This window comes from Sinomonas sp. ASV322 (assembly GCF_030908245.1).
Lineage (GTDB): Bacteria > Actinomycetota > Actinomycetes > Actinomycetales > Micrococcaceae > Sinomonas.
Window position 1 is genome coordinate 1 of sequence record NZ_JAVFJJ010000017.1, and the last position, 25,344, is coordinate 25,344.

At 71.7% G+C, this 25,344-nt stretch carries 31 protein-coding genes; 24 read left to right on the forward strand and 7 right to left on the reverse strand.

What is annotated here, in order from left to right; genetic code table 11:
- A partial coding sequence (locus RBS12_RS17265) for a DUF222 domain-containing protein (RefSeq protein ID WP_307967379.1) occupies window positions 1-1,523 on the forward strand: 1,523 nt, incomplete at its 5' end.
- A 160-nt stretch (window positions 1,524-1,683) separates the two neighbouring features.
- On the forward strand, window positions 1,684-1,830 hold the full coding sequence (locus tag RBS12_RS17270; RefSeq protein ID WP_307967380.1) for a hypothetical protein: 147 nt from the start codon (window positions 1,684-1,686) through the stop codon (window positions 1,828-1,830).
- Here the strand turns inward: RBS12_RS17270 and RBS12_RS17275 are convergent.
- On the reverse strand, window positions 1,814-2,206 hold the full coding sequence (locus RBS12_RS17275) for a VOC family protein (protein ID WP_307967381.1): 393 nt from the start codon (window positions 2,204-2,206) through the stop codon (window positions 1,814-1,816). The two genes, RBS12_RS17270 and RBS12_RS17275, sit on opposite strands and share 17 nt — an antisense overlap.
- Window positions 2,207-2,492: 286 nt before the next feature.
- Between RBS12_RS17275 and RBS12_RS17280 the strand changes: the two genes are divergently transcribed.
- The 12 genes from RBS12_RS17280 to RBS12_RS17335 all read left to right on the forward strand — a co-directional run bounded on the left by RBS12_RS17280 (window position 2,493) and on the right by RBS12_RS17335 (window position 12,953).
- The gene (locus RBS12_RS17280; protein ID WP_307967382.1) at window positions 2,493-2,834 is read left to right on the forward strand and encodes a flagellar basal body protein; all 342 of its coding nucleotides are present in this window, start codon (window positions 2,493-2,495) and stop codon (window positions 2,832-2,834) included.
- A gap of 28 nt (window positions 2,835-2,862) precedes the next feature.
- Window positions 2,863-3,258, forward strand: coding sequence for a flagellar basal body rod C-terminal domain-containing protein (locus RBS12_RS17285; RefSeq protein WP_307967383.1), 396 nt, complete (start codon window positions 2,863-2,865; stop codon window positions 3,256-3,258).
- Window positions 3,255-3,572: a flagellar hook-basal body complex protein FliE gene (fliE, locus tag RBS12_RS17290; protein ID WP_307967384.1), complete on the forward strand. Its 318-nt coding sequence runs from the start codon at window positions 3,255-3,257 to the stop codon at window positions 3,570-3,572. The genes RBS12_RS17285 and fliE overlap by 4 nt, the downstream gene beginning before the upstream one ends.
- On the forward strand, window positions 3,572-5,206 hold the full coding sequence (gene fliF, locus RBS12_RS17295) for a flagellar basal-body MS-ring/collar protein FliF (RefSeq protein WP_307967385.1): 1,635 nt from the start codon (window positions 3,572-3,574) through the stop codon (window positions 5,204-5,206). Before fliE ends, fliF begins: the two co-directional genes overlap by 1 nt.
- Window positions 5,203-6,222, forward strand: coding sequence for a flagellar motor switch protein FliG (gene fliG, locus RBS12_RS17300; RefSeq protein WP_307967386.1), 1,020 nt, complete (start codon window positions 5,203-5,205; stop codon window positions 6,220-6,222). The genes fliF and fliG overlap by 4 nt, the downstream gene beginning before the upstream one ends.
- A complete protein-coding gene (locus RBS12_RS17305) occupies window positions 6,212-6,847 on the forward strand; it encodes a FliH/SctL family protein (protein ID WP_307967387.1) in 636 nt (211 codons plus the stop codon). Before fliG ends, RBS12_RS17305 begins: the two co-directional genes overlap by 11 nt.
- 13 nt (window positions 6,848-6,860) lie before the next feature.
- Window positions 6,861-8,171, forward strand: a complete 1,311-nt coding sequence (locus RBS12_RS17310) for a FliI/YscN family ATPase (RefSeq protein WP_307967388.1) — start codon at window positions 6,861-6,863, stop codon at window positions 8,169-8,171.
- The gene (locus RBS12_RS17315) at window positions 8,168-8,635 is read left to right on the forward strand and encodes a flagellar export protein FliJ (protein WP_307967389.1); all 468 of its coding nucleotides are present in this window, start codon (window positions 8,168-8,170) and stop codon (window positions 8,633-8,635) included. Before RBS12_RS17310 ends, RBS12_RS17315 begins: the two co-directional genes overlap by 4 nt.
- Entirely contained in the window at window positions 8,632-9,696 is a 1,065-nt protein-coding gene (locus RBS12_RS17320; protein WP_307967390.1) for a C40 family peptidase, read from the forward strand. Before RBS12_RS17315 ends, RBS12_RS17320 begins: the two co-directional genes overlap by 4 nt.
- A 533-nt stretch (window positions 9,697-10,229) precedes the next feature.
- On the forward strand, window positions 10,230-11,279 hold the full coding sequence (locus tag RBS12_RS17325) for a flagellar hook-length control protein FliK (protein WP_307967391.1): 1,050 nt from the start codon (window positions 10,230-10,232) through the stop codon (window positions 11,277-11,279).
- A 14-nt stretch (window positions 11,280-11,293) separates the two neighbouring features.
- A complete protein-coding gene (locus tag RBS12_RS17330) occupies window positions 11,294-11,725 on the forward strand; it encodes a flagellar hook capping FlgD N-terminal domain-containing protein (protein WP_307967392.1) in 432 nt (143 codons plus the stop codon).
- A 52-nt stretch (window positions 11,726-11,777) separates the two neighbouring features.
- A complete protein-coding gene (locus RBS12_RS17335; protein ID WP_307967393.1) occupies window positions 11,778-12,953 on the forward strand; it encodes a flagellar hook protein FlgE in 1,176 nt (391 codons plus the stop codon).
- Between the two features lie 83 nt (window positions 12,954-13,036).
- On the opposite strand, the gene RBS12_RS17340 is transcribed toward RBS12_RS17335, so the two are convergent.
- A complete protein-coding gene (locus RBS12_RS17340; RefSeq protein WP_307967394.1) occupies window positions 13,037-14,386 on the reverse strand; it encodes a peptide synthetase in 1,350 nt (449 codons plus the stop codon).
- Between the two features lie 51 nt (window positions 14,387-14,437).
- On the opposite strand from RBS12_RS17340, the gene RBS12_RS17345 reads away from it, so the two are divergent.
- Window positions 14,438-15,226: an alpha/beta hydrolase gene (locus RBS12_RS17345; protein WP_307967395.1), complete on the forward strand. Its 789-nt coding sequence runs from the start codon at window positions 14,438-14,440 to the stop codon at window positions 15,224-15,226.
- 129 nt (window positions 15,227-15,355) lie between these two features.
- Here RBS12_RS17345 and RBS12_RS17350 read toward each other — a convergent pair whose 3' ends face one another.
- Both RBS12_RS17350 and RBS12_RS17355 read right to left on the reverse strand, forming a co-directional pair.
- Window positions 15,356-15,865 carry a hypothetical protein gene (locus tag RBS12_RS17350; protein WP_307967396.1) on the reverse strand — a complete coding sequence of 170 codons (510 nt, stop codon included), beginning with the start codon at window positions 15,863-15,865 and terminating at the stop codon, window positions 15,356-15,358.
- 64 nt (window positions 15,866-15,929) lie between these two features.
- The gene (locus tag RBS12_RS17355) at window positions 15,930-16,364 is read right to left on the reverse strand and encodes a MarR family transcriptional regulator (RefSeq protein ID WP_307967397.1); all 435 of its coding nucleotides are present in this window, start codon (window positions 16,362-16,364) and stop codon (window positions 15,930-15,932) included.
- A gap of 52 nt (window positions 16,365-16,416) precedes the next feature.
- Here RBS12_RS17355 and RBS12_RS17360 point away from each other — a divergent pair, with 52 nt between their 5' ends.
- Together RBS12_RS17360 and RBS12_RS17365 are read left to right on the forward strand one after the other, a co-directional pair.
- Window positions 16,417-16,833 carry an organic hydroperoxide resistance protein gene (locus RBS12_RS17360; protein ID WP_307967398.1) on the forward strand — a complete coding sequence of 139 codons (417 nt, stop codon included), beginning with the start codon at window positions 16,417-16,419 and terminating at the stop codon, window positions 16,831-16,833.
- A 50-nt stretch (window positions 16,834-16,883) separates the two neighbouring features.
- Complete coding sequence (locus RBS12_RS17365) at window positions 16,884-17,303, forward strand: DUF1304 domain-containing protein (protein ID WP_307967464.1); 420 nt, start codon at window positions 16,884-16,886, stop codon at window positions 17,301-17,303.
- 75 nt (window positions 17,304-17,378) lie between these two features.
- On the opposite strand, the gene RBS12_RS17370 is transcribed toward RBS12_RS17365, so the two are convergent.
- Window positions 17,379-18,152 carry an MBL fold metallo-hydrolase gene (locus tag RBS12_RS17370; RefSeq protein ID WP_307967400.1) on the reverse strand — a complete coding sequence of 258 codons (774 nt, stop codon included), beginning with the start codon at window positions 18,150-18,152 and terminating at the stop codon, window positions 17,379-17,381.
- Window positions 18,153-18,249: 97 nt separating this feature from the next.
- On the opposite strand from RBS12_RS17370, the gene RBS12_RS17375 reads away from it, so the two are divergent.
- A complete protein-coding gene (locus RBS12_RS17375; protein ID WP_307967401.1) occupies window positions 18,250-18,813 on the forward strand; it encodes a hypothetical protein in 564 nt (187 codons plus the stop codon).
- Here RBS12_RS17375 and RBS12_RS17380 read toward each other — a convergent pair.
- Window positions 18,810-19,580, reverse strand: coding sequence for an IclR family transcriptional regulator (locus RBS12_RS17380; protein WP_307967402.1), 771 nt, complete (start codon window positions 19,578-19,580; stop codon window positions 18,810-18,812). The genes RBS12_RS17375 and RBS12_RS17380 overlap by 4 nt on opposite strands.
- Window positions 19,581-19,757: 177 nt before the next feature.
- Between RBS12_RS17380 and RBS12_RS17385 the strand changes: the two genes are divergently transcribed.
- The 6 genes from RBS12_RS17385 (at window position 19,758) to RBS12_RS17410 (ending at window position 24,510) form a co-directional block, all read left to right on the forward strand.
- Window positions 19,758-20,480 carry a CoA transferase subunit A gene (locus RBS12_RS17385; protein ID WP_307967403.1) on the forward strand — a complete coding sequence of 241 codons (723 nt, stop codon included), beginning with the start codon at window positions 19,758-19,760 and terminating at the stop codon, window positions 20,478-20,480.
- A 75-nt stretch (window positions 20,481-20,555) separates the two neighbouring features.
- The gene (locus RBS12_RS17390; RefSeq protein ID WP_307967404.1) at window positions 20,556-21,290 is read left to right on the forward strand and encodes a 3-oxoacid CoA-transferase subunit B; all 735 of its coding nucleotides are present in this window, start codon (window positions 20,556-20,558) and stop codon (window positions 21,288-21,290) included.
- A complete protein-coding gene (locus RBS12_RS17395) occupies window positions 21,287-22,474 on the forward strand; it encodes an acetyl-CoA acetyltransferase (protein ID WP_307967405.1) in 1,188 nt (395 codons plus the stop codon). The genes RBS12_RS17390 and RBS12_RS17395 overlap by 4 nt, the downstream gene beginning before the upstream one ends.
- Window positions 22,475-22,516: 42 nt before the next feature.
- Window positions 22,517-22,999 carry a hypothetical protein gene (locus RBS12_RS17400; protein WP_307967406.1) on the forward strand — a complete coding sequence of 161 codons (483 nt, stop codon included), beginning with the start codon at window positions 22,517-22,519 and terminating at the stop codon, window positions 22,997-22,999.
- Complete coding sequence (locus RBS12_RS17405; RefSeq protein ID WP_307967407.1) at window positions 22,996-23,379, forward strand: hypothetical protein; 384 nt, start codon at window positions 22,996-22,998, stop codon at window positions 23,377-23,379. Before RBS12_RS17400 ends, RBS12_RS17405 begins: the two co-directional genes overlap by 4 nt.
- A 183-nt stretch (window positions 23,380-23,562) precedes the next feature.
- Complete coding sequence (locus RBS12_RS17410; RefSeq protein ID WP_307967408.1) at window positions 23,563-24,510, forward strand: hypothetical protein; 948 nt, start codon at window positions 23,563-23,565, stop codon at window positions 24,508-24,510.
- Between the two features lie 139 nt (window positions 24,511-24,649).
- Here the strand turns inward: RBS12_RS17410 and RBS12_RS17415 are convergent, their stop codons facing one another.
- Window positions 24,650-25,261 (reverse strand): hypothetical protein, encoded by a 612-nt coding sequence (locus tag RBS12_RS17415; RefSeq protein ID WP_307967410.1) that lies wholly within the window; start codon window positions 25,259-25,261, stop codon window positions 24,650-24,652.
- Between the last annotated feature and the right edge of the window lie 83 nt (window positions 25,262-25,344).

Below are 25,344 nucleotides of genomic sequence, written 5' to 3' on the forward strand. Positions count from 1 at the left end.
TGGCGCGGGTCGTGGTGCCCCCAGCCGTGGACCCGTCGGTCTTCGAGGCCTTCGACGGGCTGGGCGCCGAGGCCTGCGAGATCGAGGCCCTGTGGGAGGCGGCGCTTCCGGCGAGGGCGCTCATGGCTCGGGCGCGGGCCGAACGGGCCGAGGAGCTCGTCGCGGAGCTGGAGCGCATCGATGCGGCGCAGGCGCGGCTCGAGGCGCGCAAGGCGATCACCCTCGCAGCGCTCGCCGCCGCCGTGGGAGGGTCCTCGGAGAACCCTGCCCACCGGCTGGACGCCCCCGCCGTGGCCGCGTCGGAGCTGGCCGCGGCCCTGCGGATCTCCCAGCGCACGGCCTCCGCCGCCGTCGCCGAGGCCCTCACCATCACGAACCGCCCCTGGGCGCCGGTGCTCGAGGGCATGTTGTCCGGTGCCCTGCCCCGCCGGCGTGCCGCCGCGATCCTGGACGCCGCCGTGCCCGTCCCCGTGGAACGGCTCGAATTGTTCGCCTCCGAGGCGGTGGCCATCGCCAGCCCGCCCGACCCGGAGGCCATTCCCACCCAGGGGGCACTCAGGCGCCGCTTGCGCCGCCTGGCCGAGAAGCACGCCGAGGAGCCGCTGGAGGTCCGGAAGGAGCGGGCGGGCGCCCACCGGCGGGTCGAGCTCGAGCCGGACCAGGACGGGATGTGCTGGCTGAGCGCCTACCTGCCGCTCGAGGTCGGGGCCGCGATCGACACCCGGCTGCAGGCCATCGCCCGGTCCCTGCAGAGCCCCGAGGAGGAGCGCACAGTCAACCAGCTGCGGGCCGACGCCCTCGCGGACCTCCTCACCGGCCACGGCCATTCCCCGCTCGGAGGGGTGCGCACCGAGCTGATCGTCACCGTCCCGGCCCGCACCCTCGCACGTGGGGCCGCCCCACCGGGGGAGGACGCGCCGGGGGAGGACACACCGGGGGAGGACGCACCGGGGGAGGACGCCCCGGGGGAGATTGTCGGCTACGGGCCGATCGACGCCGACGCGGTCAGGCTCCTCGCCGCCGAGGCCGCGACGTGGTCCCGGCTCTACGTCGAGCCGGGCACCGGCACGCCGCTCGCCCTCGGCAGGCGGCGCTACACGCCCACCCCCGCCATGCGCCGCTTCCTCGGGGCCCGCGACCGGACCTGCCGGTTCCCCGGCTGCGACAAGCCGGCGGCCGCGACGGAAGCTGACCACACCCGGGAATGGTCCGACGGCGGCGCCACAGCCACGGACAACCTCGCCCTCCTGTGCCCACAGCACCACCGGCTCAAGACACTCGGACACTGGCAGGTCCGCCAGATCGGCACCGCGAACGACACCCCCGGCGCTCGGGCCAATGCGGGAGTGGCGAGCACCGGCGCCGCGGCCAGTGGAGTGGCCGGTACCGGCGCTGCGGCCAGTGCCGGCGCTTCGCCCAGCAGCCGGGAGACCTCGCCGCCGCCCGGAACTCTCGAATGGACCGCGCCTTCCGGGCGGAGATACATCACCTATCCCGAAGGCGATGCGCCGCCGCCCTTCTGATGCGCCAACTTTGACGATGGCAGCTTGATTCAGCACAGGGATCCGTGCCCTGCTCGAAGCGTGGTGGGCAGGGACACTGTTGGGCGGGGCACGGTTGGGCCGGGATATGGTGCGGACCGGACCCGCCCGCGCGGACCCGCCCCCGCGGAGGGACCTCGCTGTGGACTCTGACGAGGCTGACCCGCCGTCCCGGCACGCGGCGATCGACGTCAACGACGTCGCTGCGCGCCTCGCACCGTCGCTCGAACAGGCCCGCGCTGAGGCGCGTGGAGCGTCGCCCTGGGGCGCAGTCAGCTGGGCTGAGTGAGGCCGAGCAGATTGCCCTCAGAGTCGTGGAACCACGCAGAGCGTCGCCCACCCATATCGGCAATGCCATTCACGGTCTTGAGGCCGGGCAGGTCGTACTCCTCGAACCGGACTCCCCTTGAGCGGAGCTCCTCCACCGCAGCCTCGACGTCGTCAGCGGAGAAGGCGACCTGCGTGTGGTCTCCGCTAGGCTTGCCCGAACTCGGGAAGACGAGCAGCCGACTGCCTCGCCCCAGTTCGTACGTCAGGCCTTGCGCCGTATCCTCGACCGGGTCGAGGCCCAGCGTCTGAGAATAGAAACGCCGGTCCCGGTCAATGTCTTGAGCCGGCATGGTCGCGTACGCCAGTGCTTGTCCTAGCCTTGTGCTGTTGGCCAAGGTCGACTCGCCTCCTTCGGATGCCCCTCGACCAAGATCCCGGCTGCAGAGTAACGCCGCCCAGAAACCCCGACAAGACCGGGCGCACGGAATCCCGGTCACGTCGTCCGGCATGTGGTCGAAACGTGAGAATCTGTCGCATCCCGCGTCCCTGACCAACGAGATCTCACGCCTCGGGACGCCCTAACCGTTCGCGTCGCGGTGCCGATAGTCCACTCTGAGCACGGAATGCTCGCCCACTTCTGGCCACGGATCGGCCGGCACGTTCGGACCCAGGCAGGATTGTGTGCTCGATTCCGTGACCTCCGCTGCGCTCTCGAGCGCCCTCGACGGTCTCTCACTGCGCCAGCAGGCCATCGCGGACAACATCGCGAACGTCAACACGCCTGGCTACCACGCCAAGCGGGTCCAGTTCGAGGCCGCCCTCGCCGCCTCGGTCCAGGACGGCAACGGGCACGCGGCCGCGACCACCGCGACGTCGCTCGAGCCCACGCGGCTCGACGGAAACAACGTGAACCTCGACACCGAGACGCTCTCGAACATCGACACGGTGTTGCGCTACCAGTTCGCGTCGCAGGCCGCGGGCGCCGAGTTCGCCGGGTTGCGCACGGCGATGCGGACGGCGTGAGAGGGGCAATGAGGATGAGGAGCGCCGGATGACCTTCGACACCATCGGCATCGCGGGGACCGCGCTCACGGTCCACCGCAAGTGGCTCGACGCGATCTCGGACAACCTCGCCAACGTCAACACGGCCGCCCCGACGAGCGGCCCCGCGTTCCAGGCCCGGTACATCGAGGCGCAGGCCGGGCCCGGCACGAGCGGCGTCTACGTCAAGAGCACCCCCGAGGGCGACGCGACCGGCAGGCTCGTCTACCAGCCGGACAGCCCGCTCGCCGACAAGGACGGCTACGTCCGCTACCCGGACATCGACCTCAACGAGCAGATGGGAGCGCTCATCATGGCCCAGCGGGGCTACCAGGCCAATGCGCAGGTCGTGGACCGCGCGCGGGACATCTATGAGGCGGCCCTCCAGATCGGGAAGCAGGCATGAGCGTCGCACCCGTCGGCTCGATTGGCTCGGCCGTCGCCGGAGTCGCCGCGCCTACCGTGCAACAGACGACGACGGCGGGCGCCGGGGCTTCCAGCGGCGACTTCGCCGCGAGCCTCGCCGGCGCCGTCGACCACCTCCAGCAGCTCCAGTCGGCGTCGAACCAGCTCGCGGTCCAGGCCGTCACGGGCAACCTCGACGACATCCACCGGGCGACCCTCGCCGCGACACGCGCCCAGGTGACCTTCGAACTCGCGGCCGCCGTGCGCAACAAGGGCGTCGACGCGTTCAACGAGATCATGAGGATGCAGGGCTGATGCCGCCGTTCGCAACCGCCGGGTTCCGCCGTTTCGCCGCAACCGTCAAGGGCTTCACGGTCGGCCAGCGGACCGTCGCGATCATCGGGCTCGCGGTTCTCGCCCTCGGCTCGGCCGCCCTCGTTTCGTGGCTCACGAAGCCGAACTACGTGCCGCTCTTCACGGGCCTTCAGAGCTCGGACGCGAGCGCGGTCGTGCAGCAGCTCGGCAAGGACAACGTGCCCTACGAGCTGGCCGACGGCGGCGCCACGGTCCTCGTCCCGCAGGACAAGGTGTACGACGAGCGGCTTAAGGCGGCCTCCGCTGGCCTTCCCGCGGCCCCGGCCACAGGGTATTCGCTGCTTGACAAGATGGGCGTGACGTCCTCGGAGTTCCAGCAGAACGTCACGTACAAGCGGGCCATCGAGGGCGAGCTCGGCACGACCATCTCTCATCTCGACGGCGTCCGGGCTGCGACCGTGCAGCTCGCGATCCCCGAGAAGACGGTCTTCACGTCCCAGCAGCAGGACCCGACCGCGTCCGTCTTCGTCCAGACCCAGCCGGGCACGACTCTCGCGAGCGACAAGGTCGACGCGATCGTTCACCTCACGTCGGCGGCCGTCCACGGGCTCAAGCCGGCCAACGTCTCGGTCGTGGACTCGCAGGGGAACGTGCTCTCGGCGGTGGGGACCGGGACGTCCAGAAGCGGCACGAAGCAGGCCGCGGACTACCAGCAGCGGACGCAGGCCGCCGTCCAGGCCGTGCTCGATCGCGTGCTCGGCCCGGGCAACGCGACGGTCGCGGTGATTCCGGACATCAACCAGGAGTCCGCGCAGCAGAAGTCGGAGACGTTCTCGAGCTCCAAGGACACGGCCCCGCTGAGCCAGTCGTCCAAGACCGAGAAGTACACGGGAAGCGGGGGCTCGGGGGCGTCGGGCGTGCTCGGGCCGGACAACATCGCGGTCCCGTCGGGTGGGGGACCGACGGCGGCGGGCGGCGTGGGTGGGACAGGGGGTGGCACCTACGACTCGACGACGGACACTCGCGACAACGCGATCAACAAGGTGACCGAGGACCGTACGGTTCCCGCGGGCGCGCTCAAGCGCCAGTCGGTCTCGGTCGCGGTCAACCAGGCGGCTGCGAACGGCCTCAACCTCCAGAACCTCAACGCGCTCGTCTCCGCCGCGGCCGGCATCGACACGGCCCGCGGGGACGTCCTCTCGATGCAGGTCGTTCCGTTCAGCACGGCGTCCGCGGACCAGGCCAAGGCCGCGCTCGCCCAGGCCCAGGCCGACGACGCCGCGAAGGCGCAGGCAGCCATGTGGACGAACATCATGTGGGCGGCGATCGCGCTGCTCGCGATCCTCGCGGGGGCGCTGCTGATGTGGCTGCGATCCCGCCGCGGGACGGTCCGCGAGCCGCTCGACGTGGGGGCGAGCATCGTGTTCGACGAGATCGAAGAGCCCATCGCGATCGAGGCTCCGGCCACGGCGGCGCTGCCGGTCGCGGAACACCTCCCCGCCCTCCCCGACCCCGCCGCCGAGGTGCTCGACGCCGAGCGGCGCCGTGCCCAGATCGACCGCCTCGGTGCGACGGATCCGCAGAAGACGGCCGAGTACCTACGCGGCCTCATGGACGAGAGGCAGCCGGTATGAGCCCCGCGGCGACGCTCACGGGGACGCAGAAGGTCGCCATCGTCCTCATGCAGATGAGCCCTGCGAACGCGGCGAAGGTCATGGCGCAGTTCAGCGAGTCCGAGGCCGAGGATGTCGCGGCCGAGATCGTGCGGCTGAGCCGCGTCGATTCGGCCGTCTCCGAGGAGGTCATCGCGGAGTTCCACGAGATCGCGGTCGCGGGACGGCGCACGACGCGCGGCGGGCGCGAGCTTGCGGCGGGGCTCCTCGAGTCCTCGTTCGGGGCGGACCGCGCCGCCGGCGTCCTGGACCGTCTCGCCTCGACGATGGCGGGCAAGTCTTTCGAGTTCCTCGAGTCCGTGGACCCGTCCCAGCTGCTCACCCTCCTCGACGGCGAGCTCCCCGAGACGATCGCGCTCGTCCTCGCGCATCTGCGTCCGGACAGGGCCTCCGCCGTCATGGCGGGCCTCGGCGAAGGCCAGGCGATCGACGTCGCCCAGGCCCTCGCGACGATGGGCGCCGCGACCCCCGAGGCCGTGAGCATCGTCGCCGAGAGCCTCCGGGCGCGCACTGGCGTGGCGCTTGCGCCCGGGCGGCGTCAGGTCGAGGTCATGGGCGGCGTCCAGCCCCTCGTGGACATCATCAATCGCTCCGACATCTCGACCGAGCGGACGGTCCTCGACGGCCTCCACGAACGCGACCCCGAGCTCGCCGAGGAGGTCCGTTCGAAGATGCTCACATTCGCGGACATCGTCAAGCTCGAGCGGCGCGACATCCAGCAGATCCTCCGTGGGGTCGACGCCGGCGTCCTCGCCCGGGCGATGAAGGGGGCGGCGCAGCCGGTGCTCGACGCGATCAACGGCAACGTCTCCGATCGCAACCGCGAGATCCTCCAGTCCGAGATCGCCGCCGTCGGTCCGGTCCGCGCGTCCGAGGTGCAGGAGGCCCGCGCGTCGATCGTCCGGGCCATCCGCGAGCTGGAAGCGTCGGGCACGATCACCGTCCGCCGCGGGGAGGAGGACGACTTTGTCTACTGAGCTTTTTTCCGCGCTTCGCACGGAGGTTCGGCCCGTCGTGTTTCCCGCGCTGCGTGCGCCTGGCGAGGCCGAGGGCTTCACGCGCGGCCATGCGGCCGGCTACGCAGCGGGGCTGCGCCGTGCCGAGGCCGAGGCGCGTGCGCGGCGCGACCAGCACGAGGCGGAGCTCGCCGGCGTCCTCGCGGCGGGTCGCGAGCGGGTTGAGCGGGCGGTCGCCGTCCTCGACACGGCGGCGGACGCCCTCGCGCGGCGCGTAACCCCGGTCCTCGCGGAGGCCGAAGCGCAGCTCGCCGCGGCCGCCGTCGCCCTCGCCGAAGCGGTCATCGCACATGAGCTGACCGACGCGCCGCGGGGCGCGAAGCTCGCGCTCGCCCGGGCGCTCTCGGGAGCCGATGCCGCAGACGTCGTCGGCGTGCGGCTGCACCCCGAGGACCTCGAGCTCCTTGCGAGTCTTGGGGGCGACGCCGAGGCGCGCCCCGGCGTCGCGCTCGTCGCGGACCCCACGCTCGCGCGCGGCGACGCCGTGGCCGCGTATCCCGACGGAGAGCTCGACGCGCGCATCGCGACCGCCCTCGCACGCGCGGTCGAGGCGCTCACCGAAGAGTGCGCGGGGGAGCGCGCATGAGGGGGCTGGTCTCATGAAAGGTCTGGCCGCCGCGATCGAGGCCGCGGCGCCCGAGCGCGCCGGGGTGGTCACGTCGGTGCTGGGGCTCGGGCTTGAGACGGCCGGGCTGCCGTGCGCGGTCGGCGACCTCGTCGTCGTGACGAACGACGACGGCGCCTTCACCGAGGCGGAGGTCGTCGCCTCCACGCGGGGCCGGGCCACGTGCATGCCGCTCGGCAGCATGGCCGGCCTCCGCCCGGGCGACCCCGTCCGCGCGCGGCGGGGTGGCGCCGTCGTCCCCACGGGGGCGGGCCTGCTCGGCCGGGTGCTCGACGGCCTGGGCCGGCCCATCGACGGGAAGGGGCCGCTCGCCGCCGTCGAACGCGTCCCGCTCGACCGCGAGGCGCCCCGCGCGATGGCCCGCGCCCGCATCGACTCCCCGCTCGAGACCGGGGTGCGCGCGATCGACGCCCTCGCGACCCTCGGCCGCGGCCAGCGGCTCGGCCTCTTCGCGGGGTCGGGCGTGGGCAAGTCGTCGCTCCTGTCGATGATCGCGCGCGGCACGGAGGCGGAGGTCTCCGTCATCGCGCTCGTGGGCGAGCGTGGACGCGAAGTCCGCGAATTCCTCGAGGACGACCTCGGCCCCGGGGGGCTCGCGCGCTCGGTCGTCGTCGTCGCGACGTCCGACGAGCCCGCCCTCATGCGCCGCCGCGCCGCGTTCACGGCGACCCGCATCGCCGAATCGTTCCGTGACCGCGGCGCCCACGCGCTGCTCATGATGGACTCGCTCACGCGCGTGGCGATGGCGCAGCGCGAGATCGGGCTGTCCGCCGGCGAGCCGCCCGCGACGCGCGGCTACCCGCCGTCGACCTTTGCTCTGCTCGCCCGGCTCCTCGAACGCGCGGGCACCGCCGAGGCTGGTTCCGTGACGGGCATCTACACCGTCCTCGTCGACGGCGACGACCACAACGAGCCGATCGCGGACGCCGCCCGCTCGATCCTCGACGGCCACGTGGTCCTCGACCGGAAGCTTGCCGTCATGGGCCATTACCCGCCGATCGACGTGCTCGGCTCGGTCTCGCGCGTCGCGTCGAAGGTCACTCCGCCCGAGCGTATCGAGCTCGCCGCGGCGCTTCGCCGCGTGCTCGCGGCACGCAAGGCCGCGCAGGACCTCATCGACGTCGGCGCCTACCAGCGCGGGAGCAACCCGCTCGTCGACGCGGCCCTCGCCCACGAGGCCGAGATCGATGCCTTCCTCCGCCAGCGCCTCGACGACCAGACGCCGGGTCCCGAGGCCTGGGAACGGCTCGCCCGGCTCACCACGATCCTTGGAGGTGCACGATGACCCCCTCATTCCCCCTCGCGGGGCTACTGCGGCTGCGCCGCCTCGAGCAGGACCAGGCGGCCGCGCGCTTCGGCGCCGCCAACGCGCGGGTCCGGGCGCTGTCGACGCGCGAGGACGCGGCGAGGTCAGACTCCGAGCGGATCGCGTCTGACGTCGACGGCGCGGCGGCGCTGCGTGCGATCGCCGCAGCGCGGGCCTCGTCGCTCGGCATGCTCGCCGAGCTTCATGCGCTCGCCGACGTCGCCGACGCCGAACGCGACGAGGCGCTCCTCGAGTTCGGGACGGCCCGCGCCCGCACGATCGGGCTCGAGAAGCTCGAGGCCCGGCACGCCGCCGCCCTCGCCGCGGCAGACCTCGCGGCCGAACAGGGCGTCCTGGACGACCTCGGGTCCGGCGCGCTCCGGCGCGAGAGCCCCGATCCCCGCGGGCAGGACCTCAGCGGGCGCGGGATGGTGGCGCCGTGACGCTCGACGCCGCGATCGGACGGATCGGCGAGATCCAGTCGACCCTCAGCCAGCTCGATCCCGCGCTCGCGGCCGTGACGGCCCGCGCACAGGCCAGCGCAGGGGCCCGCACGTCGTCGGACGCCGTCGGCCGGGCCTCTCGCGCGTTCGGCGCCGCGCTCGCGGGTGCCGTGGGGGCGTCCGGTTCCGGGGGTCCGACCGGGGACGCCGTCGCCGCGGACGCTCAGCGCTACGTGGGCGTGCCCTACGCGTGGGGCGGAACGGATCCCGCGACGGGCATGGATTGCTCCGGGTTCGTCCAGCGTGTCTATGCCGACCTCGGGGTCTCGCTACCGCGCGTCGTACACGACCAGATGACCCAGGGTACTCCCGTGGCCTCGTTCGCGGACGCCCGCCCGGGCGACCTGCTCGTGAGCTTCGGCGGCGAACACGTGGCCATCTACCTGGGCAACGGCAAGGCGATCGACGCACCCGAGCCGGGCAAGACCATCCAAGTCCGCGACGCGTGGGAGCGACACGCGAACCTCACGGCGATCCGGCGGATCGTGCCAGACGCCGGCTCCGGGCCGGGGGCTGGGTCGGTGTCAGGATCCGGATCGGGGGCGGGTACCAGCGGCCTCGACGCGACCCAGCTCGGCTACGCCCGGGCGATCGTGGGCGAGGTCCGCGCTCGCGGGCTCCCACCACAGGCCGCCGTCGCGGCCGTCTCGACCGCGCTGCAGGAGTCCTCGCTGCGGATGTACTGGAACCCGAAGGTCCCCGGATCTCAGGCCCTCGCCCCCGACGCGTCCGCACGCGGCACCGACGGCTATTCCGTCGGGCTGTTCCAGCAGCAGGTCCATGGGACGGACTTCTCGTGGGGCACGGTCGCGGACGCGATGGATCCCGTGCGGTCCACGGACGCCTTCCTCGACCGCCTCGCGGTGATCCCCGGCTGGCAGAGCCTTCCGGTCGCCGCCGCGGACCAGGCCGTTCAGCGTTCGGCCTATCCGGACGCCTACGCGAAGTGGGAGCCCGCCGCGCGCCGGATCGTGGCCGAGCTTTCTGGGACGGGAGCCTGATGCGCGCTCTTTCTGGCCTTGCGTCTCTCGGTGTGGGAGCGCCTGCCGCATCCCCGTCGCCCGCGCCTGCGGACTCCGGCGGGCAGTTCGCCGAGACTCTCGCGGGGCTGCAGCCTTCGTCCCGCCCGGGCGGGCTCGCTCCCGACGGGTCGCCCCACCCCCGTGGTCCCCGCGGGGTGAAGACGGACGACGACGGCGGGGCCGCCGCGTGCTCGTCCGGGTCCGACCCGCAGATGCTCGCCTCGTGCGCTGGGCTTCTCGCCTCTCAGAGTGTGGGGGGTCAGGGGCTCGGCGCGGCTGGGGCTGGGCTTGACGGGGGTGGGGTCGGCGGGCCGGGGCTCAGTGGGGTTGAGTTAGGCGCGGCGGGACTCGGCGGGGCGGGGCTCGACGTCGAGACCGCCGCTGGACCGCCGGGTGCGGGACCGGCGGGTGCGGGACCGAGGGGTGCGGGATCGGGGGGCGCAGGTTCGGGGTTGGCGCGATTCGGGTCGGACGGGCTCGTGGCCGGTGTGCCATCGTCGAGTCCTGCACAGTTGAGTCCTGCGCTGCCGGGTCTCGCGCCGGCGGTGCCCGGGGCCGATGCGTCCAACGTCGCCGCTGCGTCCAACGTCGCCGCGTCAATGACGGGCGCCCGCGCTGAAGCGCCCGGTCTCGGTTCGCCCGGTCTTGGCTCGCCCGGTCTCGGTTCGTCAGGTCTCGGTGCGGCGTCCGGGTCCCGGTCCGTGCTGGCTGGCGGTGTCGCGATCGGGGGAGTCGCGGTCGGAATCCCTGGCACTGCTGGCGTTCTTGGAGCCGTCGGGGCTTCCGGCGCCGACGGCGTCCGGGCGGCCGATCACGCGGCAAACCTGTCCGGCGCGGCCGCGGGCCCGGCCGGATCCCCCGTGGGCACCGCGGCGCTGTCCGCGGCTCTGGTCGGGGACGCTCAACAGGCCCCCGGACCGGGCGGCACGTTGGGGCGTCGCCCCGGCGCGGGCCCGACCGGGAAAGCGCTATCGGCCACGGCGTCCGCCGCGCTCCCGCCGTCGTTCGCTCCGCTCGGGCCGCACGCGACGGGAGGCGCCGTTGTTCCCGGAGCCACCGGCGCGCCGGGCGAATCCACGCCGGCGCCGCCGTCGTTCGGGTCGCAGCTCGCGAAGCCGCTCTTCACACTCGCCGCCGCGGCGCCCGGAGAGCACGTCATGACCGTGAAGGTCACACCGGAGGACCTCGGGCCGGTCACCGTTCAGGCCCACATCGGTCCGGGCGGCACGCGGGTCGAGCTCTTCGCGCCCACGGAGGCGGGTCGCGCCGCCGTCCAGGCCGCCCTGCCCGAGCTCCGCCGGGAGCTCGCGGCTGCGGGGATCGGCGCGAGCCTTGATCTCTCGAGCCGCAGCGCGCCGCACGACGCCGGTCCCGGCCCGGGCGGCCACGGCGGCCCGGGCGGCAGCGGCCCGGGGGACGGGAGCGGCGCTCGCCAGCCGGACGCCGAGGCGCGGGGCGGGTCGGGGGAGGGGGCCCGCGCGTCGCCCGCCTTCCGTGGCCTCAGGGCAGGCACCCTCGGCAGCGGCCCCCTCGGCACCGCCGGCCTCGACATCCTCGCGTGAGAAAGCAGAAACCCATGAGCATCAGCCCACCGAACATCACCCCTTTGGCCGGCGCGGCCTCGACGAGTCTGACTTCCGCCGCGCCGACCCGCACGCCGCAGCAGACCATGGATTCCAGCGTGTTCATGTCCCTCCTCGTGACGCAGCTCAAGAACCAGGACCCGAGCTCGCCCATGGACACCAACGCGATGATCAATCAGACGACGCAGCTCTCGATGATGGAGAAGCTCACCCAGCTCACGGCCACCAGCGCCTCGGGCCTCTCGGTCCAGGAACGCGCCGCGGCCGCGGCGCTCATCGGGCGCTCGGTGACGTACCTGGGCGCGGATGGCGGCTCGGGGCGCGGGACCGTCGCCTCGGTCTCGTTCGGCGGGGTTGCGCCGTCGCTGTCCATCGGGGGCGCGTCGATTCCCCTGTCATCGATCACGGGCGTCGCAGGCGCCTGACGCCGTCCCGGCAAGCCCCCAAGAACCTCGCCCACCGAAGAAAGGCAGCACCGTGCTCCGTTCCCTGTACTCCGGCATCTCGGGCCTCCGTGCCCACCAGACCATGCTCGACGTCACGGGCAACAACATCGCGAACGTCAACACCGTGGGCTTCAAGGGGTCCGCGACCGAGTTCGAGGACACGCTCTCGCAGCTCACGCAGGGCGCCTCGGGGCCGCAGGCCGCGACGGGCGGCACGAACCCCGCGCAGATCGGCCTCGGGGTCAAGGTGGCCGCCGTTGCGACGAACTTCAACCAAGGCTCTGCCCAGTCCACGGGCAAGGCCACGGACATGATGATCTCCGGCGACGGATTCTTCATCACGAGCCGCGGCGGGCAGCAGCTCTACACGCGCGCGGGGTCGTTCGGCTTCGACGCGTCGGGACAGCTCGTCACGCCCGACGGCGGCCTCCTCCAAGGGTGGACCGCGGATGCTTCCGGCGTGGTCAACTCGGGCGCACCGCTCGGGACCATCGCGCTCTCGCCCACCGCGACGATTCCTGCCGTCGCGACGAGCAAGGCCAGCGTCGACGGGAACCTGCCCTCGGATGTGGCCGTGGGGACCACCCTCGAACGGGACCTCCGCGTGTTCGACGGCAACGGCGTCGCCCGGAATCTCGCGCTCACGTTCACGCGCACCGCGGCCGGCTGGGACGTCGCGGGAGCGGACGCCAACGGCAGCACGGGCGCGGGCTCGCTCGCGTTCACGAACGGCGCCCTCACGTCGGGCGGCTCGCTCACGGTCGGCGGGATTGCGGTGAACCTCGCGGCCGTGACGGGATACGCGGGCATGACGACGGTCGCCGCCGCGGGCCAGAACGGCTCGGCGGCCGGCACCCTTGAGTCCTTCACCCTCGGCGGGGACGGCTCGCTCATCGGGGCGTTCAGCAACGGACTCAAGCAGATCGTCGGGCGGGTCGCGCTCGCCAAGTTCACCAACCCCGCGGGCCTCGAGAAGACCGGCGACTCCTCCTACACGGTCACGGCGAACTCGGGCGCCCCCCAGATCGGGCAGGCCGGGGCGCCGGGGTTCGGGACCCTCACGGGCGGGGCGCTCGAGATGTCCAACGTCGACCTCTCGCAGGAGTTCACGAACCTCATCGTCGCGCAGCGCGGCTTCCAGGCGAACGCCCGCATCATCACGACGTCGGATCAGGTGCTGCAGGAGCTCGTGGACCTCAAGCACTAGCGCCCCGCGCTCCTGTCCGGCGGAGACAGACGGCTTGTGGGCGAGAAGACGGACCGAGGGCGTCTTCCCTGCCACAAGCCGTCTCAGGCGGTCGGGGCCGCGCGCCCGGGCCCCCCGTGCGTGGCCGCCGCGACCCGCGCCGTGAGCTCGTCGAGCCATGCACCAACCGTCGAGCGGGCGACGGCGTTGTCGGGGTAGCGGCAGCGGAGGTGCAGTCCGTCCTCGGCGACGATGAACCAGATCATGATGTTGTCCGTCGGGAGAACGGCCGAAACGAACTGCGGTTCGAGCGAAGGGTCGATGCCCAAGGGCAGGCGGCGCATGTCGAGCCACGAGATGGCGAACATCCCGGGGGGTTCTTTAGCACTGCCGATACGGTCGAAGATCGGAGCCAACGGGTGGGCCCCGAGGCGCACTGCCTCGGCGACCGCGGCAGCGCAGGACGACGGGTCTGGATCCGCGATGTCCAGCACGGCGTTGGTGATGTACCACCCGACCGAGTCGCGCCACCGTGGCTCGTTGCGCGAGTGCACGGGGAATACCGCGCGCAGCGGCACGTTCGCGACGTCGCGGAAGAGCTGCGCGAGCTCGGAAAGTACTAAGGGCAGAATCCGGACTCCGTGCGCGTCGGCCCGCTCTTCGAGGCGTGCGAGCTGGCCGCTGTCGAGCACATCGCGCACCTCCACGACCGCCGGCGACGCTCGCGACACATCCCCCAAAGGCAGGGGGAACGCGGGCATCCCTCCTCCGCCTGCCCGCAGGATCTCCTGCCAGTGTTCGATGATCTCGGCCGGCGCCTCGGGCATCGCGGCGAGGGCGCGCGTGTGATCGACGAATGCTGCGGCGGGGAGCGGGTCGGCGGGCGCCCCGGGCTGCGAGGCGCCGTCTGCGCCGTCGTCCTCGACTCGTGTCCGCACCTCGTGGGCGAGGATCAGCAGTGACCACATGTCAACGTGCGCGTGGTCGCTCGCGAGGACGACGACGGGTCGCGGGTCGGGTTCGGCCGGAGCGGGCACCACCACGGCGAGCAAGTACGACGGCGCCGCACACGGACGGCACTCGGCGTCCAGGAGCGTACGAAGCGCGTCGCGCGACGATCCGCCGCCCATCGCATCGTGCTCTCGCCACATGCCGCCGTCGACCGCGGCCTCGTGCAGCCGGACGCGCGAGCCGTCGAACGAAAAGACGGTGCGCAGGGTTCCGTGGCGAGCGATCGCCTCTCGCCAGGCCTGTGCGAGCGCCGCGCGATCGAGGGACTGGGCGAGCCGGAACGACACCGCCATCCATGACCCCGAACGGTCGCCGCGGCCGACGTGGCGGCCCTGATCAAACGAAACGGGCAGCTCGCGCGACGGATCGGGCGCAGCGCGAACAGCGAAGCTGTGGAGGGATCCCTCCGGCAGGGCCATCTGGGCCACCGTGGTAAGGCGCATGGTGCCGTAGTGTAGGGCCCAGATGTTTCGCGAAAGCACGCGGGAGGGCTCGTGGCCTCATTTCAGACGCGCGGCGCGACTCTTGACTACGATGTCGCCGGATCTGCCGGCCCCTTGGTCGTGCAACTGCACGGCCTGACATCCAGCCGCGAGCGCGACGGACAGCTCGGCCTCAACCTCGCCCGTGCCCTGCGCGACCACCGCATCCTCCGCTACGACGCCCGCGGTCATGGCCGGTCCACGGGAACGCTCGACGAGGCCGACTACAGCTGGCCGCGCCTTGCCGACGACCTCCTGGCCCTCCTCGACCACGTCGCCCCGGGCGAACAGGTGCACGGGGTCGGGCCGTCCATGGGGACGGGGACTCTTCTGCATGCCGCGGTGAAGGATCCCGACCGATTCGAGTCGCTGACCCTTGTCACGCCCCCGACGGCGTGGAAGAGCAGGGGCGCCCAGCGCGAGACCTACCTCGCGAACGCCGCGATGGTCGAGCGGGAGGGCATCGCCGCGTTCGAGCAGCGAGGCTCCACGGCGCCCTCCCCGCCCGCGCTCGCCGATGCGCCCGAGACCGGCATCGCCGTGCCCGAAAGCCTCCTGCCGACCGTGATGCGCGGTGCGGCCGCGACTGACCTGCCGACGAAGAAGACCATTGCGACCATCGAGGCGCCAACGCTGGTCCTCGCGTGGAGCGGCGACCGCTCGCACCCCCTGACAACGGCGAACAAGCTGCACGCCCGGATGCCTCAAAGCCGCATCGTGGTGGCCCGCACACCCTACGGGGTCATGGCGTGGCCGGGGCTCTTCGCGGAGTTCATCACGACCGTCGACAAGGCTGGGTGAGCGTCTTCGTCGTCGTCCGTTCGCGACCTTCTTTCACACACTTTCGCGGGATCTCAACGTTGCGTCCCGCGGAATTCCGCGGGCGCAGCTTGCGGCGACTGCCGAAAGAAGGTCGGAATGGGACGTGGGTTACTCTCGACCAGCGAGGCTGCGCCCGCCTGTCGGGGGCTCGGGGGGATCGCCCGTTCCGTCGTCGTCGTCCCACCGGCGTCCGTACTGGTCGGGGATGGAGCCCCAGCCCCAGTACGGGGTCGGGGATGCCGGGACGATCCCGAGGACGTCCAGTGGGTCGATCCGCCGGGGATCGATAGCGCATTGGTGGGTCCACTGGTCGCCGAAGTCGAACGTGTAGGTGAAGAGTTCCCCCGTGGTGATCTTGCGCAGGCTGGTCCGTGCGGTGTCGATGTCCGCCAGCTCGGGAAAGTCTGGATCCGGGATGCCTGCCCGGGTCCCGTCCGCGAATTCGAATTCGTGCTGGTGTGCGTGGTCCCATCTGGCGAACGCGATGTCGATCGCGGTCGCCAGATCCAGCAGGGTGTGCGCTGTCGAGGCCGCGAAGATTCGCCCGGGCCTCGGCCACAGCTGTTCGCCGCGCCCGCCGATCAGTTCCACGCGTATCGACAGCCATGTTTTCGCCACGCGCCGGTCCTCTCAGAATGAGCCAGGAGCCGTCGAGCCGCGACCGGGGCGACCAGCAGGCGGCTCAGCGGCTCTCGAGCCGATCGATGATAGTGGTCAGGAGGCCCTTGAGGACTTCCGCCTGCCCGACGTCGATCCCCACCATGGCGCCGACCTCGGCGGGGATCTCTGCCGCCACGCCCCTGAGCGCCTCGCCTGAGCCGGTGAGGGCGATGAGCACGCGTCGCTCGTCGGCCGGGTCCCGGCGCCGGGTCACGTGCCCCGCGGTCTCGAGGCGCTTGAGCAGCGGCGTGAGGGTTCCCGAGTCCAAGTGCAGTCGCTCGCCGAGCTCGCCCACCGAGAGCGGCGATTCGCTCGACCACAGCGCAAGCAGGACGAGGTACTGGGGGTACGTGAGCCCTGCATCGGCAAGCAGCTGGCTGTAGGCGCGCGTGACGGCGCGCGCGGCCGCGTAGAGCGGGAAGCACAGTTGGTCGTCGAGCTCGAGGGGGCGATCCATCCCTCTATCTTAGATTTGTTTCAATCATATTGTGCGCAATATGATTGCGGACATGACAGCTCTCTACACGGCAACCGTCGCCGCCATGGGCGATGGCCGGAACGGCAGGATCCAGTCGACGGACGGGCACCTCGATGCTCAGGTGCGGGTTCCGAGCGAGCTCGGCGGCCCGGGCGGGGCGACCAACCCCGAACAGCTCTTCGCGGCTGGCTACGCGGCGTGCTTCCACTCGGCGCTCAAGCGGGTCGCCGCGCAGGAGAAGGCGAACGCCGCTGATTCCGAGGTCGTCGCCGACGTGTCCCTCCACGCCCTGCCCGAGGGGGGCTATGGCCTCGCCGCGGCGCTCGAGATCACGCTCCCCGAACTCGATCGGGAGACCGCGGAAGACCTCGTCGCGAAGGCCCACCGGATCTGCCCCTACTCGAACGCGACGCGCGGCAATGTCGAGGTCACCCTCACTATTGTCTGAACTGATTCGTCGCAGCTAAGGTTCGTCGGAACAAAGGAGATCGCCTCGTGCTGGTCGTTGCTGGGCTTGTTCTCGCGGGAGTCGCCGCGCTCATCCACGTGTACATTTTCATCCTCGAGTCGCTGCTGTGGATGGGGCCGCGCGCCCGCGCCGTGTTCGGGCTCTCTCCCGAACAGGCCGGCGCGACCAGGGAGCTCGCCTTCAACCAGGGCTTCTACAACTTGTTGCTCGCCGTGATCGCGGGCCTGGGAATCGTGCTGATGGCCGTCGGCGCGACGCCGGTCGGCGCGACGCTGGTCTTTGCCGGGACGCCGGTCGGCGCGACGCTGGTCTTTGCCGGGACGGGATCCATGGTGGCCGCCGGGCTCGTCCTCCTGGTCTCGTCGCCGTCGAAATGGAGCGCGGCCCTGACGCAGCTCGCTGCGCCGCTGCTCGCCGTCGTGCTCCTCGCCGTCGGCCTCGCGCTCTGACGGCGGCCGCGGCGGCGCCCTGCCGGCCGCGGCGGCGCCCCCGAAAGCCCGACACTGCGTGTGCTCCGCCGTGCCCTAGCCCATCCGCAGCGCAGGCCCGTGGCCCGGCAGCAGCACGTCCGGGTCGAGGGACAGGAGCCGGGCGAGGCTTGCCTCGGCCCCGGCGCGGTCGTGATGGAACATCGGCGGCAGCAGTCTGGCGCTCGACGAGCCGTCGGGGAGCGTCTCGTGCGACGTGACGGCGACGTCCCCGCACGCGACCACGCGCTTCCCGCCCGCGGTGAACACGAACGCCGTCGAGCCCGAGGTGTGCCCCGGGAAATGCAGGACCGTGGGCGAACCCGGGACGTCGAGCACGTCGCCGTCGCGGAACACGGCCGACGGCGTGATCGACACGGGCTCGAGGGCCCGCAGCCTGAGGGCGAGCCGCAGCCAGCGCCGCACCCTCCCGCGCCACAGCGACGGAAGGATCCGGGTGAGCGTGACCTGTTCGCGGTCCGGCCCGACGAGATTCGACGCCTCGTCGGCGTGGCACAGCACCGGCACGGCGTAGTCGGCCGCGAGCTGCTGGAGCCCGCCAATGTGGTCGACGTGTCCATGAGTCACGAGCGCCGCCCGGCAGTCTCCGGGCCGCAGCCCGAGCAGGCCGATCGACGTCAGGAGCCGCCCGTAATCCCCCGGATAGCCCCCGTCGACGAGCGTGAACGACGGGCCACCGCCCGGATCCCGGACAATGACCCAGTTCGACGACCCGCCGCGGACAAGCCAGACGCACTCCGCGGCGCGGCTGACGGCGGGACCCTCGGTTTCGGCGCGCGACAGCTCGCTCGCCTGCTCGGCATGCTCCATGGCAGTTCCTCCCTGTCGAGAGGATCTTAGGTGCCGGTCCCTTGTTGGCGCCGCCCCGCCGTCGTCATACTGGGGCGGGCAAAGCAAGGGGGGTCCGATGAGGTTGGCAGGAACCCGCTCGTGGGAATTTCGGGGCGACGTCGGCAGCGCGACCAACGCCGCGCTCTACGTCCGGGACGCGCTGGGGCTCGGCCCCTTCGCGGACGCCGACGTCCCGCCGGCACTGGCGGCCAGCGTCCCCGATCGCTCGGAGCAACTGGGCGACGCCGAGCGGGTTGGCGCGAGCCTCGAATGGCTCCAATCGTGGCGCGCGACCGCGGGCCATTCGCCCGGAGCCCCCGTGACGCCAGGTGGCCCGTTCCGTTCGGTGTGGAAGGAGGCCTACGGGTGGGTGGGGCCGGCGCGCTTCGAGATGGTGCGGGCAAATCCTGCGTTGATCCCCTGGGGAATCCTCCGGGATGCCGTGCGGGCGGTGGCACGCGACCGGCACGTCGACGAGGGCGACCTCCGCGGGAGCCTCGACATCCTGCTGGTCCGCGGCGAGTGGTGGCATGTCATTCGCCCCGGATTCGTGCTCGCCTCGGCCGAAGCCGGTCGCAACCCTGAGACGGCGGCACGACTGGTCCGTGCCTGCCTCGAGTCGGGGTTGGGCGGCGCCTAGCCTCGAGGCCCTTCCAGCCGCGCGCTGATCCGATACGCCTCCTCCAGCAGCAGCCGCCCGAGGAACTCCTGCCGTTCGGGCCGGAACCGCGGCTCGATTCCGGTGATCGAGACGGCCCCCACGGGGGTTCCGTTGCGGTCGAAGACGGCCGCGCCCATGCCCCAGCTTCCCTCGAGGACGAGCCCGGGGTTCACGGAGTATCCCCGCAGCTTCGTCTCCGCGAGCTGCCTCCGCACGACAGCCTCGGTGTGCCCCGAGGCGAATTCGCCAGCGTGCTCGGCCCAGCGTGAGAGGAAGGCGTCCTGCTCGTCGTCGGGGAGGAAAGCCAGGATCGCGGTCCCCGCCGACGCGACGCCGAGCGGGAACCGCACGCCTTCGCGCAGCACGAACGATCGCACCGGGAAGCTCCCCTCCTCGCGGAGGAGGCAGACCGTCTCGGATCCTCGGCGGATGCTGTAGAACGCGCTCTCGCCCGATTCCTCGGCGACCCGGCGCAGACTCGGCCGGGCCAGGTCCTCGAAAGGGAACCGCGTCGACGCCGCCGAGCCGAGGAGGAAGAGCTCGGTCCCGAGGACCCAGTTGCCATTCGAGGGGTCGGTGTCGAGGAGCCCTTCGGCGGCCAGCGCTGTCAGGATCCGGTGGGCGGTCGGGCGGGTGAGGCCGGACTCCCGGACGAGCCACGCCGTCGACGCACCCGCCGGTCTTCCCCCGATGAGCCGCAGAAGCTGCGCGACCCGTCCCACGACCTGCGTACCTTGAACCTGCATCACCTGATCTCAAGCTCCTCACTTCACGCAGAAACTAGCCACATTGTGGACGACGTATCGCCGCGTGTCCACACTGTGCGCTGCGCGCTGGGTCGTCTATTGATGGCCTGCCACGCCTCTTTTAGTCTCGAAAGGACTTCAGACCCGTCCACAAAGTGGTGAACGAAAGGGCAGCGCATGGGAAAGCTGAGAGAGGACGCCCACGCGATCCTCGCGGACGTCCTGCACGACGGCGCGACCGTAGCCGTCGGCGGCTTCGGCCTGAGCGGGATCCCCGCGGACCTCATCGAGGCCGTGCGGGACAGCGGCGCGAAGAAGCTCACGGTCGTCTCGAACAACATGGGCGTCGACGGGAAGGGCCTCGGGATCCTCCTTGAGTCGGGCCAGGTCCGCAAGGTCATCGCGTCCTACGTGGGGGAGAACCGGCTCTTCGCCGAGCAGTACCTTTCGGGGGACCTCGAGGTCGAGTTCGTGCCGCAGGGCACGCTCGCGGAGCGGCTGCGCGCGGGCGGCGCGGGCATCCCCGCTTTCTACACGCGCACGGGGGTGGGCACGATTGTCGCGGACGGCAAGCCGCACGCCGAGTTCGACGGCAGGACCTACGTGCAGGAGCGCGGGATCGTCGCCGACGTCGCGCTCGTCCACGCGCACACGGCCGACGTCGAAGGCAACCTCGTCTACCGGTACACGGCGCGGAACTTCAACCCGGTCGTCGCAACGGCGGGCCGCGTGACGATCGCGGAGGCCGAGGTAATCGTCGGGATCGGCGAGCTCGACCCGAACCACGTCGTCACCCCGGGCGTGTACGTGCAGTACCTCGTGCAAGCGCGACCGCGGGTCAAGGACATCGAGCAGCGGACCGTGCGCCCCCGACGCGAGGCCCTGGCCGCGCGCGTCTGATTCCCTTGCACCGTCTCGTCCCGCGGGTGGACACCCGCGGGACGTGACGGCGCAACCGAGAGAGAGGAGAGAACCATGGCTTGGACGAGAAACGAGATGGCCGCGATCGCGGCCGAGGAACTGCACGACGGCGACTACGTGAACCTCGGGATCGGCATCCCGACGCTCGTGGCGAACAACCTGCCTGACGGCGTGCGGGTGACGCTGCAGAGCGAGAACGGCCTGCTCGGCATGGGCCCGTTCCCATTCGAGGGCGACGAGGACGCCGACCTCATCAACGCCGGCAAGCAGACCGTGACGGTCCTGCCGGGCGGGAGCATCTTCGACTCCTCTGTTTCCTTCAATATGATCCGCGGCGGGCACGTCAAGGTCGCCGTCCTGGGCGCGATGCAGGTCTCCGCGTCCGGGGACCTCGCGAACTGGCAGATCCCCGGAAAGATGGTCAAGGGCATGGGCGGGGCGATGGACCTCGTCGCGGGCACCCCGCGGATCGTCGTCCTGACCGAGCACGTCGCGAAGGACGGTTCCCCCAAGATCGTCGCCGAGTGCACGCTCCCGCTCACGGGGCGCGGCGTCGTCGACCGCATCGTGACCGACCTCGCGGTCTTCGACGTCGTGCGCGGATCAGCCGCCCCAAGGCCTGAAAAGACGGACGACGACGGTGCGCGCCACCTCGTGCTCCGCCGCCTCGCCCCCGGCGTCACCGCCGACGAGGTGCGCGGGAAAACTGGAGCCGATTTCGACGTCGTGATTGGCCTGGGCGCAGCGACCGCTGCGGCGAATGAAGAAAGCGAGGGAGTGCTCGCATGAGCCTCAGAGAACAATTCGGCAAGGACATCCTTATCACCGGCTGGGGCCACAGCCGCTTCGGGAAGCTCTCGGAGGAGACGCTCGAGTCCCTCATCGTGCAGGTCGCGGGGGAGGCCCTCGCGCACGCGGGTCTCGAGCCGGGGAAGATCGACGAGATCTACGTCGGCCAGTTCAACGCCGGGATGATGCCGCTCGCGTTCCCGTCCTCGCTCGCGCTCCAGCTCTCCCCGGACCTGCTCGGCGTCCCGGCGACGCGCGTCGAGAACGCGTGCGCGTCGGGTTCGGCCGCTGTTCAGCAGGGCGCGAAGGCGCTCCTGGCCGGGACGGCACGGAACGTGCTCGTGATCGGGGCCGAAATGATGACCCCGGCCGGGCCCGAGAAGGTCGGTGCGGCCCTCCTCGGCGCGGATTACGACATGGCCGGCCAGCCGTCGTCGGCCGGTTTCACCGCCCTGTTCGCGGAGGTCGCGAAGCACTACGAGAAGCGGTACGGGCCGGTCTCGGATGTGCTCGGGAGCATCGCGGCGAAGAACCACCGCAACGGCGTCGACAACCCCTACGCGCAGCTGAGGAAGGACCTCGGCGAGGAGTTCTGCCGGACGGTCTCGGACAAGAACCCGATGGTCGCCGATCCGCTGCGGCGCACCGACTGCTCGCCGGTGTCCGACGGCGCCGCGGCCCTCGTGCTGTCCGTCGCACCCCGCGCGGGGGCCGCCACGGCGCCCGTGCGGCTCGCCGGCTTCGGCCACGCCAACGACTTCCTGCCGGCCGCCCGCCGCGACCCGACCGCGTTCGAGGGCGTGCGCCTCTCGTGGGAGCGCGCCTTCGCGATGGCCGGAATCGGCCTTGGCGACCTCGACTTCGCCGAGGTCCACGACTGCTTCACGATCGCCGAACTCGTCATCTACGAGACGATGGGCCTCACTCCGGCCGGGCAGGGCGCCCGCGCGATCGAGGAAGGCTGGGTGTATCGCGACGGCCGCCTGCCGGTCAATGTCTCGGGCGGGCTCAAGGCCAAGGGCCACCCCGTCGGCGCGACGGGTGTCTCCCAGCACGTCCTCGCGGCGATGCAGCTCACGGGCACGGCGGGCGCGATGCAGCTCGCTTCGCCGCGGCGCGCCGCGGTGCAGAACATGGGCGGCGTCGGGATCGCGAACTACGTGAGCGTGCTCGAGGCGGTGTAGCCGGCCCTTCCCCTCGGCCATGCGGTGCTCTACCGTGTCCGCATGCCATCCCGCGGGCTGACTTCCCTTGCCGCCGACGCGCGCTGGACGGGTCACGCCGTCGGCATGGTGGGCGCCGCGGTCGCCGTCCTCGCGGCTGCCGCGGGTGCGGCGAGCGAGGTGGTGCTCGCCGGGCTGGCGGTCACGGTGTCCGGCGCGGCGACCGCGCTGCTCGCCCAATGGCGGATCGACCGCGCGTGGATCCGGTCTCGGGTCCGGCAAGCGGCGCCAGCGGACGACGACGGCGCCGCGCCCTTGAGTGCCCCGCCCGCCCTTGCGCTCGCCGGGGCTGGCGCGGCCCGTGGCGAGGCCCGCGTTGCGTCGGCGTCGGGCGCTCGGCTGGCTCGGCTCGGCGGGCGGTCCCTCGCGCGCGTGAGGCCGGGGGAGCTGACTGCGGACGTGAGGGCGGCGCTGCGCTATGTACGGGGCGCCCTTCCCCGGCCGAGTTCGAGGCCGCGGCCGAAGCGTCTGCCCTGCTCGCCGTGACGGTCTTCGACGGCCACAGCGGCAGGGCGTGGGAACGGCTGATGCTCGCCATGCCGGACACGCTGGCACTGCTTCGCGATGAGGACCTGCGCCCCGGTGGGCTCCCCGGCCATCTGCCGCTCATGGTCGCGGCCCGAGAGTTCGAGAGCTGCGCCTTCTGGCTCCCCGAGGACCGCGGGCTGCGCGGCCCGTCGCCGCACGTCTCCTACACGACCTCTCCCGACGGCGATATCTACATGGCCCTCGGGATTTCGCACCGGGGCACAGTGCGATTCCGAATTCGCTCGTCGGAATGGAGCGACGGGCCGGATCGGGTTCTGCGGTGGTTCGAGTTCGAGCGCCTCGCGAATCTCATGGCCGACGCCTTCCGGCAACGCTGATCCGGGGGCGCGCGCTCCTGTGCCGCTTCGCCGCAATTGTGCTGCTGGGCCGCGGCCCAATAGCGGGGAAGGGCGCCCGCTGCGGGGAAGCGGCACAGAAGCGCGTGATGGGACCTCCGAGAGTTATCCACATACGGGACCTGTGGGGTGTCCTCGACGGATTCCGCCGAGCACGATGGCTCTGTGGACGCAGATTCAGCAGGACGACTCATCGCCGATCGATGGCCCGCAGGGATCGTCGCCTCGACGCGCCAACTGCGTGACGGAGGCCTCGACGACAGGCTGATCACGTTCGGCGTTCGCGCGGGCGTCCTCGAACGAATCCGTCGCGGGGCCTACACCCGGTCGGAACAGTGGCGCTCGCTCAGCCCGTGGGAGCGGGACGACTACCGCATCGATGCCCACGCCGCGGGCGCTCAGAGCCCCGCCACCTACAGCCACACCTCCGCCGCGCGGCTCCATGGTTTCGCGGTGTGGAACGCGGGGCCGGTGGTCCATGTGGTGAGTCGAGACAACTCCGGGTCGAGCCACGGGTCAGACACGGTGACGCATCGCGCCCCCGCGTCACCCGATGAGCCCGTCGGCGTTCGCACCCGCGACGGTCGGCACGTGCTCGCGACGTCGCCCGCGCGGACCGTGATTGATTGCGCGCGTTTTCTTGCACCGGAAGCGGCGGCGGTCATCGGCGACAGCGCATTGAACGCCGGCCTGACAATCGGCGAGCTCACTTCAACGCTTGAGTCGGCGGAGTTCGCGCGAGGGCGGGCGCGGGCCGCGCGACTCCTCGGAATGCTCGACGGCCGCGCAGAGTCGGCCGGCGAAACCCGCACTCGCCTGATGCTGGGCGGGCTTGGAATCGAGCGGCCCGAGGCCCAGTACTGCATCGAGACGGCTCACGGCCTCTTCCGTGCCGACTACGCATGGCCCAGGCTCAGGGTCATCCTCGAATTCGACGGCCGGGGCAAGTACTTCGACTATCGGCCCACTCCCGAAGCCCTCATCCTCGAGCGACGGCGCGAGGCGGCACTCATCGAGCAGGGGTGGACGGTCATTCGGATCACCTGGGCCGACCTCGACCGGCCTGAAGTCGTGGCCGCGAGGCTGGGTGCGGCGTTCGCGAGGGCTGCGTGACGGACGGCTTCACCTCAGCGCGCCGACCCAGCTGTGCCGCTTCCCCGCTATTGGGCCGCGGCTCCGCAGCACAATTGCGGCGAAGCGGCACAATTGCGGCGAAGGGCGCCCGGTGCGGGGAAGGGCGCCCGCTGCGAGGTCATCTCCCGAACGCGAGCTCCGTCGTCGTGTCCCACGTGAACCTTCCCCGCTCGGTGTCCTGGTGCACCGCCAGGAAGTGGAGGCCGGCGACGGCGAGCGGCGGCACCGGCCCGCCGAGCGCGTCCGACGCGCGCTGGATGCGTTCGCCGCTGCCCTCGGCCACGCCGTAGCCGAGCGTGACGTGGGGAGCGAACGGCGGGTTGGGAATCGGGAGGCCCGCGTTGACGGTCTCCGCCGCGGCGGCCCGGACTCCGTCGAGGAGGGCGCTCCATTCCGGCGTGGACGGGCCCCGGACGCCGAGCGAGAAGTCGTCGACGACGGGCGCGGCGAGCGGCACCGTGAACGGTTTCGTCGAGGCGGCGAGGTCGCCGAGGCGCCCAATGAAGCGTTCGACGGCGGCCGGGTCGGCCTCGTCGTTCGTGTGGGAGAGCTGCTGGACCGTCGCGTGGAGGTACTCGGCAGGCTGGACCGAGCAATAGTCGACGTCGTCGAGGGCCCGCTGCCGCTCGACGAGGGCGGACCTCAGCTCGTCGCCCGGCAGGACGTACACGTGCAGGCGGTTCCGCATCGACGGCCAGAGAGTCGCGGGTTCCCCAAAGAAGCGCTTCATGCGCAGCAAGGTATCCGCGGTTCGTGAACGGGAGGTGAAACTTCCGCTCACCCGGAATAACTTGAAACATCAAGTGCGTTGGT

Bases quoted from the DNA above. Each gene is read 5' to 3' on its own strand.
- RBS12_RS17285 (WP_307967383.1), top strand. From the start codon at position 2,863: ATGACCTTCGACACCATCGGCATCGCGGGGACCGCGCTCACGGTCCAC.
- fliE (WP_307967384.1), top strand. From the start codon at position 3,255: ATGAGCGTCGCACCCGTCGGCTCGATTGGCTCGGCCGTCGCCGGAGTC.
- fliF (WP_307967385.1), top strand. From the start codon at position 3,572: ATGCCGCCGTTCGCAACCGCCGGGTTCCGCCGTTTCGCCGCAACCGTC.
- fliG (WP_307967386.1), top strand. From the start codon at position 5,203: ATGAGCCCCGCGGCGACGCTCACGGGGACGCAGAAGGTCGCCATCGTC.
- RBS12_RS17310 (WP_307967388.1), top strand. From the start codon at position 6,861: ATGAAAGGTCTGGCCGCCGCGATCGAGGCCGCGGCGCCCGAGCGCGCC.
- RBS12_RS17315 (WP_307967389.1), top strand. From the start codon at position 8,168: ATGACCCCCTCATTCCCCCTCGCGGGGCTACTGCGGCTGCGCCGCCTC.
- RBS12_RS17330 (WP_307967392.1), top strand. From the start codon at position 11,294: ATGAGCATCAGCCCACCGAACATCACCCCTTTGGCCGGCGCGGCCTCG.
- RBS12_RS17340 (WP_307967394.1), bottom strand. From the start codon at position 14,386: ATGCGCCTTACCACGGTGGCCCAGATGGCCCTGCCGGAGGGATCCCTC.
- RBS12_RS17355 (WP_307967397.1), bottom strand. From the start codon at position 16,364: ATGGATCGCCCCCTCGAGCTCGACGACCAACTGTGCTTCCCGCTCTAC.
- RBS12_RS17360 (WP_307967398.1), top strand. From the start codon at position 16,417: ATGACAGCTCTCTACACGGCAACCGTCGCCGCCATGGGCGATGGCCGG.
- RBS12_RS17370 (WP_307967400.1), bottom strand. From the start codon at position 18,152: ATGGAGCATGCCGAGCAGGCGAGCGAGCTGTCGCGCGCCGAAACCGAG.
- RBS12_RS17375 (WP_307967401.1), top strand. From the start codon at position 18,250: ATGAGGTTGGCAGGAACCCGCTCGTGGGAATTTCGGGGCGACGTCGGC.
- RBS12_RS17380 (WP_307967402.1), bottom strand. From the start codon at position 19,580: ATGCAGGTTCAAGGTACGCAGGTCGTGGGACGGGTCGCGCAGCTTCTG.
- RBS12_RS17385 (WP_307967403.1), top strand. From the start codon at position 19,758: ATGGGAAAGCTGAGAGAGGACGCCCACGCGATCCTCGCGGACGTCCTG.
- RBS12_RS17390 (WP_307967404.1), top strand. From the start codon at position 20,556: ATGGCTTGGACGAGAAACGAGATGGCCGCGATCGCGGCCGAGGAACTG.
- RBS12_RS17395 (WP_307967405.1), top strand. From the start codon at position 21,287: ATGAGCCTCAGAGAACAATTCGGCAAGGACATCCTTATCACCGGCTGG.
- RBS12_RS17400 (WP_307967406.1), top strand. From the start codon at position 22,517: ATGCCATCCCGCGGGCTGACTTCCCTTGCCGCCGACGCGCGCTGGACG.
- RBS12_RS17415 (WP_307967410.1), bottom strand. From the start codon at position 25,261: ATGAAGCGCTTCTTTGGGGAACCCGCGACTCTCTGGCCGTCGATGCGG.